This is a genomic window from Porphyromonas endodontalis ATCC 35406, assembly GCF_000174815.1.
Taxonomy (GTDB): domain Bacteria; phylum Bacteroidota; class Bacteroidia; order Bacteroidales; family Porphyromonadaceae; genus Porphyromonas; species Porphyromonas endodontalis.
Genome location: NZ_ACNN01000007.1, coordinates 127,734 through 142,500 on the forward strand (window position 1 = coordinate 127,734; position 14,767 = coordinate 142,500).

The window sequence follows — 14,767 nt, forward strand, 5'->3', positions numbered from 1 at the left end:
AAAGAAAAAAGGAATATGAAGAACCATTTTTTCATCTCAATGCTTGCAGCGGTGGCTCTCCTCGGGGGGCTGACCGCCTGCAACGGCAAACTCGACAAAGCCCCCAGGGCAGACCAAGTGCCCGAAAATGCCGTGCGGATTACAGTCAGTATCGGCAACCCGTTTGCCGCCACCCGTTCCATGCCACTAGGCACGGAGGAGGAGCAGGGCAAGTTCAACGTGGGCGACGAAATCTTTGTTGTGTGCACTCGAAGCAACCAGCGTGCCACCTATCGTTTCGATGGCTCTGCCTGGACGCCCAAAGACGGCAAGTACCTCCTTTGGAAAAGAGATATGGAGAATTTCGATGCCCGGTATCCCGCCGAATATGGCGAGAATCCATATGTTCATCCAACAGACCAGAGCAGTACAGAAAAAATCGCTAAAGCAGACGTAATGTCGGTAGGGCTTAACCAAGAAAAGACGAAAGAGGCGTTGCACTTTACGATGCAACGCCAGACGGCACGCCTCATTGTCGAGATAGCCGGCTTCAAGTCCGAATTTCCCGGCGATGCCAAGGTGGAGAACGTCAGGTTCCTTAACAAGGCAAACGCAAGTGCCCCTCTAAGAACATACATACCCTATGCCAAGGGCGAGGGCAAGACGGGCAGCACCTACACGGTGCTCGTTCCCGGTGATGCTGCGCACAATACGATTTCCCTTGAAGTAGGCGGCAAAACGATGACCGCCAAGCTATCGGGAATTACGTATGATAGCGGCCTGAGCTACACCTACCGCCTCACCGTGGGCAAGGAGAAACTCGAGACGACCGAAGTAACGGTATCCGACTGGACCGGTAGCGCAGTCATCCCGGGCGGAGAAGCCAAGGCGAACTAAGGAACCCACCTGTCGCACTCACAGTACGGCTTCGGTCGAAGCATAAGTAAAACAGAATGAGTATATAACCCATCAAAAAAAGCAGTAAATGTTGATCCATCAAATAAAAAAAGGAGTTGTCTATGTAGGCAAAAACAAGGGTAAGACCGTTTACTACGCATCCCCCATTGTACAAAACAAGATTACCTCCCATCAGGTGGAAAACCGTATCATCAAGGCCACGGCACTCTCGCGTGCCGATGTACGCAGTGCCATCGCCGCCCTTGCCGAGATCGTGCGCGAAGAGATACTTGCCGGGCGGTCGGTAGCTCTCGCCGACCTCGGTTCGTTCAGAGTTGTCTCGACCGGCAAACGCATGGCCACGGAGAAAGAGGTGACCGCCGATACGCTAAAAGCGCCACGCATACAGTTTCTCCCCAAAATGGAGATGCGCAATCTGACCAAGAGCATACAGCGCGTTGTGCTACGCCCCGGCGAGGCTGAGCCCACACCCGAGAACCCGTTGGGTTGAACCCCCGACGAAAGAAACATTTTCATTCCTCAATACGAATTCAATAACAAAAAAATAATCTAGATAATGAAGACAATAAAGAACCTGGCAATGCTTGCCGTTGCCGCACTTGCCGCTGCTGCATGCAGCCATGACAAAAACCTCGTCGCCCCCACCGATCATTTCCCTGCTGACGGAGTCATCCGCGTGGCTACCGACGTAACTCGCCCACAAACCCGTGCTGGGATGGAAACCAGCAACCTTACGATGTTCCAACTTCGTGTAAAGAACCCCGTAAGTGACAGCTATTCTTACAACGCCCTCATGAAGAAAGAGGGTAGCGACTGGGTGAGCTACAACAACGACGGCACCCAAAAGCTGACGATGCTCTGGCAGAACAAGACGCAAAAGGTGAACGTAGCCGCCGTATACATCCCCGACGTCACGCTGATCGACGATTATTGGAAGACCACCGACGGCATACCCGTGAATATTAAGGTAAGAAAAGACCAGAGCAATGTCGACAGTCTGAACAAAAGCGACATCCTCGTGATGAAGGACCACGAGGTGGACCCCACCAGCGCCACCGACCTGACCCCACAAGGCAAGATAAAAGTAGAGCTCAAGCACCGCCTCGCTAAGCTCAACCTCACGGTGAATCTCGGCACGCAGTTCAACCTGAACGGTACCGCCACCAACCCCATCACCGCAGTGAGCGTGGAGGGCACGAAGACCGAAGCCGACTGGACGCTCATCACCGACGTGCTGGAGGGGCAGAGCGTGGTGAAACCCATTAAACTCTTCGAGGCTGCTTACGCCGCCGGCGAGGGTAAAACGAAGAGTGCCGTGGCGAAGTACGAATGCATCCTCATGCCGCAGACCATCACTTCCAACGGCTTCACGGTGAAGATTGTCATAGGAGACAAAACGTATACATGGAAGTCCTCGGGCGAAGTCACCCTCGCACCCGATACGCAGTACAACCTCACCCTCTCCGTGGGCAAGGACGTCGTAATCGTCGGCAGCTTCTCCGCTAAGCCGTGGACCGACGGCGGCTCAAGCAACATCGAGACGGAGTAAAAACTTTTTGATGCAATGAAACTCAACGTAATGATAACGCTTGCAGCGGCGGCTCTCCTTGGGGGGCTGACCGCCTGCAGCGACAAACTTGATGAAGCCCCCAGGGCGAACCAAGTGCCCGAAAATGCCGTGCGGATTACAGCCTGTATCGGCAACCCGTTTGCCGCCACCCGTTCCATGCCGTTGGGCACAGAGGAGGAGCAGGGCAAGTTCAACGTAGGCGACGAAATCTTTGTGTGCACTCCCAACAGTAGCCAGCATGCCACCTATCGTTTCGATGGCTCTGTCTGGACGCCCAAAGACGGCAAATACCTCCTTTGGGAAAGAGATATGGAGCGTTTCGATGCCTACTATCCCGCCGAATGGGGCTTGGCAGTGGTTAATGGGGGGGCATATGCTTATCCAACAGACCAGCGTACTGAAGCAAACATCGCTAAAGCAGACCTAATGTCGGTAGAGCTTAACCAAGCAAAGACGAAAGAGGCGTTGCACTTTACGATGCATCGCAGGACGGCACGCCTCATTGTCGAGATAGCCGGCTTCAAGTCCGAATTTCCCGGCGATGCCAAGGTGGAGAACGTCAGGTTTCATAACAAGAACAACTTCTCAAACTTCCTTCAAGCGACATACATACCCTATGCCAAGGGCGAGGGCAAGACGGGCAGCACCTACACGATACTTGTTCCCGGTAATGCCATAAACAATACAATTTCCCTTGAAGTAGACGGCAAAAAGATGACCGCCAAGCTGTCGAGAATTACGTATGATACCGGCAAGAGCTACACCTACCACCTCACCGTGGGCAAGGAGAAACTCGAGATGACCGAAGTAACGGTATCCGACTGGACCGATAGCGCAGTCATCCCGGGCGGAGAAGCCAACCTAGCCAAATGGGATGGGGTAACTACATCGCCCGTAACTCCCGATGCCGACGGCAAGACCTATAATGTCAAGAGCCCGGAAGAGTGGCTATGGCTTTGCGAGCAGGTCGGCAACAAAACGATTCCTACGAATGGACTGACTATCAATCTGACCGCAGACCTGGATTTCGGCGGGCACGAAATGTATCCCTTGGGATATACGAAAGACAATGCAAGTGGTGCGGCCGTTGGATTCCAGGGCAAACTCAATGGAAACAATCACACAGTTAAAGGATTGAAGATGACACAAGGCACCTATCAGCATACCGGTCTTGTCGCTATACTATATCCGAACTCCACCGTCAAAGACCTCACCGTAGAGTGCGACATAAAAGGGAATTGCGACAACAACACCGGTTCAGCTATGACTATCGGAGGAATAGCCGGGAGCAGCATAGGAGGCACCGTAGAAAACTGTACGGTCAAAGGGACTGTATCCTCCGATAAGAGAGCCGTCTATATGGGAGGTGTCATCGGCTATTTTTACGGAGGGACGATGATAAAATGCTCGAACTATGCCGAGGTGCTCTCCCTCTCCGACGAAAACAGGGTTACGGGAGGCGTGGCCGGATGTGTGGGCGATCTTTTTCAGACGGGGTACGATATGCCCTCTTTCATGATAGCCTGTGTCAACTACGGCACACTCTCTGTACGTGGAGACGGACGAGCCGGAGGGATAACGGGAGAGGCCGCGTTTAATACGAATAAACCGAACGACGTCCGAAGCACTTTTACAGCCTGCTATAATGTCGGGGATATAAAGGTGGTGAACGGCGCAACTTATACAGGAGGAGCATCAGCGGGATTGTGCGTAGCACCGTCCGAAAAGAATACGGAACTCTACGGTTGTTTCAATGCCGGCACTCTTCCACAAGACGGAAATCCCGGCGTAAGCCAAAGGAAACCGTATGGCAATGGGGTCTTTGCCCTTTCGGATGCTTCGGACAATTTGCCGGCCTCTGTGGGAATAGCCGATACAGGGATAAACTGCGGAAAGAAAACGCATAGCGACCTGAACTCTTCGGAGACGGTAAAGGCAATGAACGACGCCATCGAGGCCTTCAATCAGAAAGTACCGGCTCATGCCTGTAGCTCCCGATTCAAAGTAGGGCCCACTCATCCGATTTTGGAATAGTATTTGCAACTTGAACCTCATCAGAGAGAGAGGCCCAAAGAAGAGTCGCGTCATTGCTCAAAACAGAGCTTGATGCGGCTCTTCTTAGGTTTTGTATGCAACTTTTCGGAGAGCCCTTTTTAGTTTTGATGCCCCCCTTTTCGAGTTAAACGGAGATTGTCGTCGAGTTCAATCAACCCCCAAGAAAGAAGCACAACGCAGCACAAAACGACACAACGCAGCACAACGCGGCACATTTTGGGCGAGGCTATTGCACAGCGCAAAATCTCGCTTTACCTTTGCAATGCAATCCACGAGAGAGAGGGCGCTCTCTAGCACAAGTGGGAATAAGAGCAACGAGCCATACTACAGAAGACTCTACCCCTAATCTACATTGTATTTTGTGTAGTAGAGGAAGAGGATAAGAAGCTTTGAAGACAATGCCGGCTTACCCCTATCAAAGACGCATTCTTTAGTACTACGCCACACTCCGCCCCCCCACGCCCCCCTCCACGAGGAGAGCAAAAACATTTTATTAACTATTTATTCCGACAAAAGTTATGTCTGTAAATTATCGTGTGGTCCGTCGAACCCTTAACTTCGACAAAGCGAATCCCAAAGAAGTTGTTGTCGCTCAAACCGAACCTCGTGCTACCACGGGTCTCGAAGATCTTATCTCGCTCATCGGTCAGATTTCTTCCATCTCGCGAGGCGATGTACTCAGCGTTATCAGCACGCTCACGCGCCTCATTGCCGACGAGCTGGCCAAGGGCAATATCGTCGAAATTGGAGAATTGGGGCGCCTCCGCTTCAATATGCGTAGCAAGGCTGCCAAGAGCGTCAAAGAGTTTACGCACAACAATATTCTCACCCCCACGCTGCACTTCTTGCCCGGTATGCTGCTCAAAGATGCACGCCGCCGTATCCGCTTTACCCTTGCTGACGAAAAGGGGAAATCCACAGAGGGCAAAGGGAAGCCTACGACCCCTCCCAATAGTGGTAGTGGTACCGGTTCATCCACCGGTGGAGATGGGAACGAATAAACTCTAACCTTACTCTCGTCAACTCTAACTAAGAGGGGGCAAAGGTCGGCTCCTCCCCGTGAAAAGGGACTCCACTTTTGCCCCCGACCTTTTATTCTCATCCCCTCCTCTCGTAACAAAACATAGAAACTCTACGAGGAGGGGACACTATACTCCATTAAAAACGACAACACGTATATGAATGTACAATATATTGTAGTGCATTGCTCTGCCACGCGCATCAATCGCCCCTATAAGGTGGAGCAGTTGGAGCGCGATCACCAAGCCCGAGGGATGCGCTCTGCCGGTTATCATTTCTACATTCCGAGGAATGGTATTATCATTCCTCTCCGCCCCCTCAACGTAGTGGGGGCACACGCCCGAGGTTATAACCGCAAAAGCATTGGGGTATGCTACGAAGGCGGATTGCTCAGCGACGGTACCCCCAGCGACACGCGCACCCTAGAGCAAAAAGGAGCCCTTGTGCTACTCCTTAGGATGCTGCGCAGATGTTACCCCCAAGCGCGCATCGTGGGACATCGAGATCTTAGCCCTGACCTCAATAGAGATGGCAAGATTTCTCCCAACGAGTGGACTAAGTTATGCCCTTGTTTCGACGCGAAGGAGGCGTATGCTCAGCTATGAATCGACCCTCTTTCCAGCTTTGGTATGCCGCCGTCACCACCCTGCTCGGCATCGTACTGCTCTTCTGTTCGTTTTATGCACCTCCCGAGGGGGAGATCTCTCCTACCGTAATGGTAGCTTTTGGCGAGATCTGCACCTTTGCCGGAGCTCTGATGGGTTTGGATTACAAATGGCGCAATCGAGACCCTAAATAGTGCGGAGCAAACCTCCCCTTTATACACAACACGACCCTCCGACCCCCTCTATACGGGGTGTAGGAGGGTCTCTATCTATCTCTCGAGACGCCCCAATTCCTTCGCATAATATACTTACAAAAAAGAGGAGGCACAAAGCTCCCAAATATTGCTACCTTTGCCTTGGTTACCTACCCAAAAGAGAGCCCGAGGAGCGGAGGCATTTACCGATCAAATTCTACCTCCCTGGGCGAGTCTGTAACCTAGCCGGAAGCTCTCCGAGGGAGGGGTAAAACCCGATTCTATATATAAGGGATGTAGTTCTCTCTCCCTAGAGAGGCGTGCATCCACCCAAAGTTCTCCCCTCCCCTTCTGAATATCCCGGAGAGGAGAGAACACAACGAGAAGTTTATTTATCGCTCTTCTCCCCTCACACCACGCTAAGAAAGTGGGAGAAAAGAAAGAAGAGTATGTGTATATATTTTATTATCTATTTATGATGAATTGGAAGATCAGGAAGTCGACCCCACAAGAGGAGCTGTGCTATAGCTTAGAAGCTCGCCCCTATGCCACCCAAGAAGTTGCCCTCAAATGGTTTAGCATCGAAGGGAACATTACCAGCAACCCCAAGCAAAATGCCGTGCGCAATATGCGCAACTACATCAAAAGACATCGCGACCTGCAAGAAGCCCTTGCCCGAGAGGGGTATCGCTCGTACATGCGCAGCCTATCCCCCGTATTGGTACAGCTCATTGTGACTCATCGCTCCAAGATGAAAGTGATCATAACCCCTATCGGTTTGGAGCATAGTTAGATTCGCCTTTGTAGGAGGCATGGAGGTCTCTCTCATTGGCAAGAAATTGCTACCTTTGCAGACGGAGTATTCCTCTCATAAATTAAAAGAGATTCGAAGTAATAAAAAGCAATGACAGACGATTCGTTACCGCCGCAGACTTCAGACGATAAGTCGCCCATAGGCATAAAGTGCAGCGACCCAACAAGGCGAGAGAGCGTCTATCATGCTATTACGCTCGCCTCATTATAGATAGGAGGAGAACGGAGGGCTATCCCAAGAGAAAGCCTCCCCACAAAAGCTCTCTCCCCCAAAGATGAATCTATAATTAGGGCTCCGAGCCTGCCCAATGCCCTGCCCTCTAAGGGGAGAATGAGGCATTTATTCTTATCGTCTACGCACTTTACGACAAAAACGTGCATTCCTTTCTCACGAAAAAAAGACTATGCGTAGATACTTTTACCCCGAAAAAGGCTTTGTTGAGACCGACACCCTACACGAGGGTTGCTGGATGAAAGTGGTAAGCCCCACGACAGAAGACCTCGACTTCTTGACCAACGACCTGGGCATCCCCGAGTCGTTCATCGCCGACATTGCCGACGCCGACGAGCGTCCTCGTACGGAAGAAGAAGAGGGCTGGAACCTAACCATTGTGCGTATTCCCATCGTGGCAGCCGACTCTGCCACGCCCTATACCACCATCCCCATAGGTATTATTTACTCCCCCGAGCGGCACATTATGATAACGGTGTGCTACCATCGCACGCAGTTGATGCCCGATTTTATTGGGCATAACCGGCGCAAAAAGATTGTGGTAACGAGCGAGACGGATTTCATTTTCCGCTTGGTACACAGCTCGGCGGTATGGTTCCTAAAGTACCTCAAGCAGATAAGTTCGCTTATCATGGAAGCGGAAGAGGCTCTCGAGAGCAGCGTGCGCAACGAGGACCTTTTGCAGCTCATGAAGCTCCAAAAGTGCCTCGTATACTTTAGCACCTCCATCCGAGGCAACGAAGCGGTTATCAACAAGTTGCAGGGGAGCCGACGCAGCATCGGATACGACGAAGACCTTGCAGAAGACGTTAGTATTGAGCTCAAGCAGGCCTACAATACCGTGACTATCCATGCCGAAATCCTAACGGGTACGATGGATGCTTTTGCCAGCGTTATCTCCAACAATGTGAACACGATCATGAAGCGTATGACCAGTGTTTCCATCCTACTCATGCTCCCCACCCTTATTGCCAGCCTATACGGGATGAACGTGCCCAACGGGCTGGAGCATTCTCCCATCGCATTTTGGGGGTTGGTAGTTATTGCCGTTGTTATCTCGGTAGGCGCATTCTTCCTGCTCAAACGCATCAAATGGTTTTAAGACAATAACAGAAAACGAATACATATATATATGATCACGATCAACGACCTCTGCATCCAATTTGGCAAACGCATCCTGTTTCAGGATGTCAATCTCAAATTCACACCCGGCAATTGCTACGGTATCATTGGAGCCAATGGAGCAGGAAAGTCTACTCTACTTCGTGCCATTAGTGGGCAAATAGACCCTACTCGTGGCAGCATTTCTTTGGGACCCGGCGAGCGTCTCAGCGTACTTAGTCAGGACCACTTTGCCTTCGATGAGTTTACCGTCCTCAACACCGTCTTGATGGGACATAGCACACTATGGGAGGTGATGGAGGAGAAAAATGCCATCTATGCCAAGGAGGATTTTTCCGACGAAGACGGCAATCGCGTGGCAGAATTGGAAGAGCAATTCGCCAACCTAGACGGCTGGAATGCCGAGAGTGATGCGGCAGCTCTTCTCAGCGGGCTTGGGATCAAAGAAGATCTCCACTACCAACTCATGAAGGATATTAGCGGTAAGCAAAAAGTGCGTGTGCTACTCGCTCGTGCTCTCTTTGGTAAACCCGACAACCTTTTGCTGGACGAACCTACCAACGACCTCGACCTCGATACCGTAGGATGGCTCGAAGATTATCTTGCAGAAACAGAGAGTACCGTACTCGTTGTAAGCCACGACCGCCACTTCCTCGACGCCGTTTCCACCCACACCATTGACATAGACTTTGGTAAGGTGCGCCAGTTTGCCGGGAACTATTCCTTCTGGTACGAATCAAGCCAATTGGCCCTCCGCCAGCAGCAACAGCAGAATAAAAAGAACGAAGAGAAGCGCAAGGAACTCGAAGAATTCATCCGCCGCTTTAGTGCCAACGTGGCCAAGAGCAAGCAGACAACCAGTCGCAAAAAGATGCTCGAGAAGCTCAACGTGGATGAGATTGTGGCCTCCTCTCGCCGCTACCCCGGGATTATATTCCAACCCGAGCGTGAGCCGGGCAACCGCATTCTAGAGGTCAAGGGGCTCACCGCAAGCATCGAAGGGCAAATCCTTTTCCAAGACCTCAACTTCAATGTAGAGCAGGGCGATAAGATCGTTTTCATCAGCCGCGACCCTCGTGCCATGACGGCTCTTTTTGAGATTATCAACGACAATCGCAAAGCCGATTCGGGTACATTCGAATGGGGACAGACCATTACCAAAGCCTATCTTCCACTAGATAATACCAACTTCTTCAATACCGACATGAACTTGATCGAGTGGCTCGGGCAGTTCGCTCAGGATACCAACGACGTCTATATCAAGGGATTCCTCGGACGTATGCTCTTCAGTGGAGAGGAAGTAAACAAGAGCGCTTCGGTACTCTCCGGGGGAGAAAAGATGCGTTGTATGATCTCCAAAATGATGCTTCCCCCGGGAGCTAACGTGCTCGTGCTAGATACCCCGACCAACCACCTTGACCTAGAGTCGATCCAAGCATTCAACAATACGCTCATCGGATTCAAGGGGAATGTCCTCTTCAGCAGCCACGACCACGAGTTTATTCGCACCGTTGCCAATCGCGTAATTGAGTTGGGCCCCAAGGGAAGCATCGACAAGATTATCAATTACGACGACTATATCAGCGATACCTCGCTACTCGAGCGTCGTGAGGCTATCTATTAATCATCAAGAATGCCATATCCTATGAAAAGAACTATCCTCAGCCTCCTCGCAGCCGTTTCGCTTGCCATACCCGTATATGCAGCAGGCTATAGCGATGGAAATCCAACCCAACAGACTTCTCAATCCTCTATGATGACTCCGGAAATGCTCCTTACCATGGCTCGGATAGGAGGCTTCTCCCTCTCCCCAAACGGCAAACAGGTTGTGTACAGCGTGAGCCTACCAAGTATCCAAGACAACAAGGCTAAGACGCAACTTTTCTTTGTCAATAGCGATGGTTCGGGTCGCAAAGCGCTCACTGACGGCACGCGCACAGCAGTCTCTCCTCGCTGGATCGAAGACGGGAAGCGCATCGCCTATCTTACGGTTATTGAGGGCGAGATGCAACTTGTCAGCATCCTTCCCGATGGCACCGACCAGCGTCAAGTAACCCGCATCCCCGGGGGAATCACCGGATACCTCTACAGCCAAGACGGTAAGCAACTCGTGTACACAGCGGACATCAAACTCCCCAATGAAGCAAAAGATCGCAACCCCGATCTCGATAAAATCTCGGGGCGTGTCATTACCGATCTTATGTACAAGCATTGGGATGAGTGGGTAGAAACCGCTCCGCATACTTTCGTTGCCTCTCTCGCTCAGCAGCCCATTACACAAGGGAAAGACCTCCTAGAAGGCGAACTGTTCGAGGCTCCCATGAAGCCCCACAGCGACGAGAGCGACATCGCCATTACCCCCGATGGTAAAGGGATTGCCTACGCTAGTCGTAAAAAAACGGGCTTGGAATACAGCATCTCTACCAACTCAGACATTTATTACTACGACCTCACAACCGGCACTACCACCAACCTAACCGAGGGTATGATGGGCTACGATACACATCCCTCCTTCTCCCCGGATGGTAAATACATGACATGGTGTAGCATGGAGCGCGATGGGTACGAGTCGGATCTGATCCGCCTTTTCCTCCTCGATAGAACCACGGGCGAGAAGACCTATCTAACCGAGGGGTTTGAGTACAACGTAGAGCAACCCACATGGAGCCAAGACGGCAAGAGCATCTACTTCATTGCTTGCGTTGAGGCCGAATCGCACCTATACGAACTCACGCTCAAGAACAAAAAAATCCGCCGTATCACCCAAGGACAGATGGACTATGTGGGCTTCGACCTACAGGGCACGACGCTCGTTGCTGCACGCCAATCCATGCTAGCTCCAACCGACCTCTACCGCATTGACCTCAAAAAAGGAACGGCTACGGCTATTACAAAGGAGAACGAATCGACACTCGCTCAGCTGGGAGACATTCGTTGCGAAAAGCGTTGGATGAATACCACCAATGGCGAAAAGATGCTCGTATGGGTACTCTATCCCGCCAATTTTGATGCCTCAAAAAAATATCCCTCAATCCTATATTGCCAAGGAGGGCCACAGAGCACCATCAGCCAATTCTGGTCCTATCGTTGGAATCCTCGCATCATGGCGGAGAACGGATATATCGTAATTCTCCCCAACCGTCACGGCGTACCCGGATTCGGTAAGGCGTGGAACGAACAGATTAGTGGCGACTACGGCGGTCAGAACATGCGCGACTACCTAACGGCTGCCGATGAAATGAAGAAAGAATCCTACATAGATCCCAACGGGATGGGCTGTGTAGGTGCCAGCTACGGCGGCTTCTCGGTATATTGGCTTGCAGGTCATCACGAAAAGCGATTCAACTGCTTTATTGCCCATGCCGGCATCTTCAATTTGGAAGCTCAGTACCTCGAAACGGAGGAGAAATGGTTTGCCAATTGGGATATGGGAGGTGCTCCTTGGGAAAAATCCAATGCAACCGCACAACGTACCTTTGCCACCTCGCCTCATCTCTTCGTGGATAAATGGGATACGCCCATACTTATCATTCACGGAGAGCGAGACTACCGCATCTTGGCGTCACAAGGGATGATGGCTTTTGACGCAGCTCGTATGCATGGCGTTCCCACCGAGATGTTGCTCTATCCTGACGAGAATCACTGGGTGCTCCAACCCCAGAATGCGGTACTTTGGCAGCGCACATTCTTCCGTTGGCTGGACCGTTGGCTCAAAAAATAATCCTTTATAAACGTACAAACATGGGGCGTACCAAGATTTTTTGCTTGGTATGTGCCCCTGTTTTTTATTCCTATGATTAAGAATATCATCTTCGATTTTGGAGGAGTACTTGTCGATCTCGATAGAGACGAAGCCGCCAGACGTTTTTTAAGCCTCGGGGTACACGACATAGAAGAGCTACTCGATCCCTACCTACAACGAGGGATTTTTCTAGAGCTTGAGCGGGGTACTTACTCTGCCTCTCGCTTCGAGGATCTCCTAAACGAGCAATACCATCTCTCCCTCACACATCAGCAGGTAAGCTGGGCTGTGCAAGGGTTTATAAAAGAGGTTCCTCTCTATAAGTACGACTATCTCCGTGAGTTGCGCAAAAAGTACTACCTCGGAATCCTAAGCAACACCAACCCCTACATTCTCGAAACGGTAGAGGCTCCCGGCTTCCTTCCCAATGGAGGTTCGCTCCCCCAAATGGTAGATCACATCTACGCCTCCTGCCGCATGGGACTTCTAAAGCCAAGCCCCGAAATATACCAAAAGATGCTCTCCGAAGGGCAAATGAAGCCCGAAGAGACTCTCTTTGTAGATGATGGGATAGCGAACGTAGAGGCGGCTCAAACTCTCGGCATCCACTCTTTACTCGTAAAAAACACTGAAGACTGGCATGACGCCCTACAAGATATGCTCAATCAGCTGGAGAAGTAACCAACTAACTCTCTAAGAGACAAGAAAGTAAGATATAAGCAAGAAAAATATTTTTGCTCTGTGAGATCTAAAATAGTTGCATATCAAAAGTTTGTAGTAACTTTGCAGAGTATTTGCTGGAGCTACCCACAAAAGGGGATCGTCTAGCAGTTTCGTGTATCCACATTTGAGTGAGAATATAGAACAAAGAAATAGTATTATTAATTAAGAAGAAAATGAAAAAGGTATTTGGTATCATCGCTCTTTCTATGGCTCTTTTTGCCTGCGGTGGCAACAAAAACGAAGAAACAACTGACACAACTGCTACTGTTGTAGAAGAAGTTGTAACTCCTACTCTTCAAATGGGTGAATGGAAGGCTGGTGAAGTATCTCTTACCCTCAACGAAGATGCGTCTTTCATCTTTGTTGAAGGTGAAAAGAAAACTGAAGGTACTTATGCTTTCAACGCAGAAACCAAGGAACTTACCCTTACTCCTAAAGAAGGTGAGCCTATGGTTTTGAACCTCACCGAAGCTGGTCTTGAACCTGCTGTTAAGGAAGAAGGCGCTGCTCCTGTAGTATTTGTAGCTCCCGCTCCTGTAGTAGAAGCTCCCGCTGCTGAAGAAGCTCCTGCACAATAAGAAAGGAATCTAATCACCCTCTGTCTCTCCACTCTGAGAGACTTGGGAAAAGATAAACTTTAAGCGACCGCTACTCCTCTTTACGAGGGGTGGCGGTTTCTCTTTTCTAGGAAGAAGATAGACGCCCAAACCCTTAGCGAAAAAAATCTACGCCCTAAGGTGTACAATATATAATCCATATTTTGTACTTTTGCAGCGGAAAAGGAGAGAGGGCATTTAGGACCATAGGATAATCTCCACAGCTCCCAAGAGAGGGGCTGATTTCGATAATAGGAAAAAGAAGGGAGCCCATTCCCAAAAAGCCGAGGTGAACGCTAGTGGTCTATATGCGTTAGACACCATGCGTAAACATCGTGAGGTAAACAAAGAAGGGGCTCTACATTGGAAAGGATAATTTTTAATAAATCAATCGTTATGATGAAAAAGATGATGGGCATCGTTGCCCTCTCAATGATGCTTTTTGCCTGCGGTGGCAACAAGAATGAGGAAACGGCAGACACAACTGCAACTGTTGTAGAAGAAGTAGTAGCTCCCGAACTCCAAATGGGTGAATACAAGGCTACATTCCCTATGGCAGACAAAGGTACTGCTGAAGAAGCTACTCTCGTAATCAAAGAAGGCAACCTCTGCGACTACAAGACTTCTACAGAAGACCTCAAGGACGTACCTTACACTTTTGCTGAAGGCAAGCTCACTTTTGCTGACAAGGCTTTCGAAGTAGAAAACGGTATGATCTACATGCTCGATCAAGATGGTAAGCGTGCTAACGTAGAAGGTTCTCAAGAATACATCTTCATGCTCGTTCCTGCTGAAGCTCCCGCTGAAGCACCCGCAGAAGCTGCTCCTGCAAAGTAAGAAACCCAACAAATATCCCCTAGCCATCTAGCGGGATAAAAGAAAAGTCGATCGCTGCGCCCTTTCTCTATTAGGGCGTGGCGATCTTCTGTTTATGGGGCTACCCCTAGACTCTTGGAGCCATGAACTAGAGAACAGCCCCCCCAAGAGGAAAGGGAGAGACGACAGATAGGGCACCCCTTTTCGCCTAAGACTCTCCTCGCTCCTCGCCCAAAACACCCGGACACTTCGGGCAAAAACCTTTTCGTTTCTGATCTATTCTCCCTCAAATCTCAACTGTGCAGATTCCAGTATCAAGTGCAACGGTATGACAAAAGTAGTGCTAAGACTTCATTTGGGGATTTAAAGTCCAACTTTTTCC

General features: G+C 50.4%; 14 protein-coding genes. All 14 read left to right on the forward strand.

Translation table 11 applies throughout. The features are described from left to right. Positions 1–15: 15 nt before the first annotated feature. The 14 genes from POREN0001_RS02055 (at position 16) to POREN0001_RS02125 (ending at position 14,406) form a co-directional block, all read left to right on the forward strand. Positions 16–876, forward strand: coding sequence for a fimbrillin family protein (locus POREN0001_RS02055; RefSeq protein WP_004332613.1), 861 nt, complete (start codon positions 16–18; stop codon positions 874–876). An 88-nt stretch (positions 877–964) separates the two neighbouring features. Further along, entirely contained in the window at positions 965–1,387 is a 423-nt protein-coding gene (locus POREN0001_RS02060) for an HU family DNA-binding protein (protein ID WP_004332387.1), read from the forward strand. 66 nt (positions 1,388–1,453) lie between these two features. Then, on the forward strand, positions 1,454–2,446 hold the full coding sequence (locus tag POREN0001_RS02065; protein WP_040580108.1) for a fimbrillin family protein: 993 nt from the start codon (positions 1,454–1,456) through the stop codon (positions 2,444–2,446). Between the two features lie 15 nt (positions 2,447–2,461). After that, the gene (locus tag POREN0001_RS02070) at positions 2,462–4,501 is read left to right on the forward strand and encodes a fimbrillin family protein (RefSeq protein ID WP_004332549.1); all 2,040 of its coding nucleotides are present in this window, start codon (positions 2,462–2,464) and stop codon (positions 4,499–4,501) included. Positions 4,502–5,040: 539 nt separating this feature from the next. Next, positions 5,041–5,523, forward strand: a complete 483-nt coding sequence (locus POREN0001_RS02075; protein ID WP_004332455.1) for an HU family DNA-binding protein — start codon at positions 5,041–5,043, stop codon at positions 5,521–5,523. 177 nt (positions 5,524–5,700) lie between these two features. Beyond that, positions 5,701–6,147 (forward strand): N-acetylmuramoyl-L-alanine amidase, encoded by a 447-nt coding sequence (locus POREN0001_RS02080; protein ID WP_004332605.1) that lies wholly within the window; start codon positions 5,701–5,703, stop codon positions 6,145–6,147. Continuing rightward, entirely contained in the window at positions 6,144–6,341 is a 198-nt protein-coding gene (locus tag POREN0001_RS02085; RefSeq protein WP_004332397.1) for a hypothetical protein, read from the forward strand. The genes POREN0001_RS02080 and POREN0001_RS02085 overlap by 4 nt, the downstream gene beginning before the upstream one ends. Before the next feature lie 475 nt (positions 6,342–6,816). Further along, positions 6,817–7,134, forward strand: a complete 318-nt coding sequence (locus POREN0001_RS02090; protein ID WP_115321335.1) for a DUF4248 domain-containing protein — start codon at positions 6,817–6,819, stop codon at positions 7,132–7,134. A 424-nt stretch (positions 7,135–7,558) separates the two neighbouring features. Next, positions 7,559–8,488 carry a magnesium transporter CorA family protein gene (locus tag POREN0001_RS02100; protein ID WP_004332494.1) on the forward strand — a complete coding sequence of 310 codons (930 nt, stop codon included), beginning with the start codon at positions 7,559–7,561 and terminating at the stop codon, positions 8,486–8,488. A gap of 30 nt (positions 8,489–8,518) precedes the next feature. Further along, on the forward strand, positions 8,519–10,132 hold the full coding sequence (locus POREN0001_RS02105; RefSeq protein WP_004332607.1) for an ABC-F family ATP-binding cassette domain-containing protein: 1,614 nt from the start codon (positions 8,519–8,521) through the stop codon (positions 10,130–10,132). 21 nt (positions 10,133–10,153) lie between these two features. Next, positions 10,154–12,229, forward strand: a complete 2,076-nt coding sequence (gene dpp5, locus POREN0001_RS02110) for a dipeptidyl-peptidase Dpp5 (protein WP_004332553.1) — start codon at positions 10,154–10,156, stop codon at positions 12,227–12,229. A 72-nt stretch (positions 12,230–12,301) separates the two neighbouring features. After that, positions 12,302–12,931 carry an HAD family hydrolase gene (locus tag POREN0001_RS02115; RefSeq protein ID WP_004332437.1) on the forward strand — a complete coding sequence of 210 codons (630 nt, stop codon included), beginning with the start codon at positions 12,302–12,304 and terminating at the stop codon, positions 12,929–12,931. 215 nt (positions 12,932–13,146) lie between these two features. Continuing rightward, positions 13,147–13,551: a lipocalin-like domain-containing protein gene (locus POREN0001_RS02120; protein WP_004332602.1), complete on the forward strand. Its 405-nt coding sequence runs from the start codon at positions 13,147–13,149 to the stop codon at positions 13,549–13,551. Between the two features lie 414 nt (positions 13,552–13,965). Continuing rightward, entirely contained in the window at positions 13,966–14,406 is a 441-nt protein-coding gene (locus POREN0001_RS02125) for a hypothetical protein (protein WP_004332500.1), read from the forward strand. Positions 14,407–14,767 lie beyond the last annotated feature (361 nt).

Bases quoted from the DNA above. Each gene is read 5' to 3' on its own strand.
- POREN0001_RS02080 (WP_004332605.1), top strand. From the start codon at position 5,701: ATGAATGTACAATATATTGTAGTGCATTGCTCTGCCACGCGCATCAAT.
- POREN0001_RS02065 (WP_040580108.1), top strand. From the start codon at position 1,454: ATGAAGACAATAAAGAACCTGGCAATGCTTGCCGTTGCCGCACTTGCC.
- POREN0001_RS02100 (WP_004332494.1), top strand. From the start codon at position 7,559: ATGCGTAGATACTTTTACCCCGAAAAAGGCTTTGTTGAGACCGACACC.
- POREN0001_RS02105 (WP_004332607.1), top strand. From the start codon at position 8,519: ATGATCACGATCAACGACCTCTGCATCCAATTTGGCAAACGCATCCTG.
- POREN0001_RS02115 (WP_004332437.1), top strand. From the start codon at position 12,302: ATGATTAAGAATATCATCTTCGATTTTGGAGGAGTACTTGTCGATCTC.
- dpp5 (WP_004332553.1), top strand. From the start codon at position 10,154: ATGAAAAGAACTATCCTCAGCCTCCTCGCAGCCGTTTCGCTTGCCATA.
- POREN0001_RS02090 (WP_115321335.1), top strand. From the start codon at position 6,817: ATGATGAATTGGAAGATCAGGAAGTCGACCCCACAAGAGGAGCTGTGC.
- POREN0001_RS02085 (WP_004332397.1), top strand. From the start codon at position 6,144: ATGAATCGACCCTCTTTCCAGCTTTGGTATGCCGCCGTCACCACCCTG.
- POREN0001_RS02120 (WP_004332602.1), top strand. From the start codon at position 13,147: ATGAAAAAGGTATTTGGTATCATCGCTCTTTCTATGGCTCTTTTTGCC.
- POREN0001_RS02055 (WP_004332613.1), top strand. From the start codon at position 16: ATGAAGAACCATTTTTTCATCTCAATGCTTGCAGCGGTGGCTCTCCTC.
- POREN0001_RS02125 (WP_004332500.1), top strand. From the start codon at position 13,966: ATGATGAAAAAGATGATGGGCATCGTTGCCCTCTCAATGATGCTTTTT.
- POREN0001_RS02060 (WP_004332387.1), top strand. From the start codon at position 965: ATGTTGATCCATCAAATAAAAAAAGGAGTTGTCTATGTAGGCAAAAAC.
- POREN0001_RS02075 (WP_004332455.1), top strand. From the start codon at position 5,041: ATGTCTGTAAATTATCGTGTGGTCCGTCGAACCCTTAACTTCGACAAA.
- POREN0001_RS02070 (WP_004332549.1), top strand. From the start codon at position 2,462: ATGAAACTCAACGTAATGATAACGCTTGCAGCGGCGGCTCTCCTTGGG.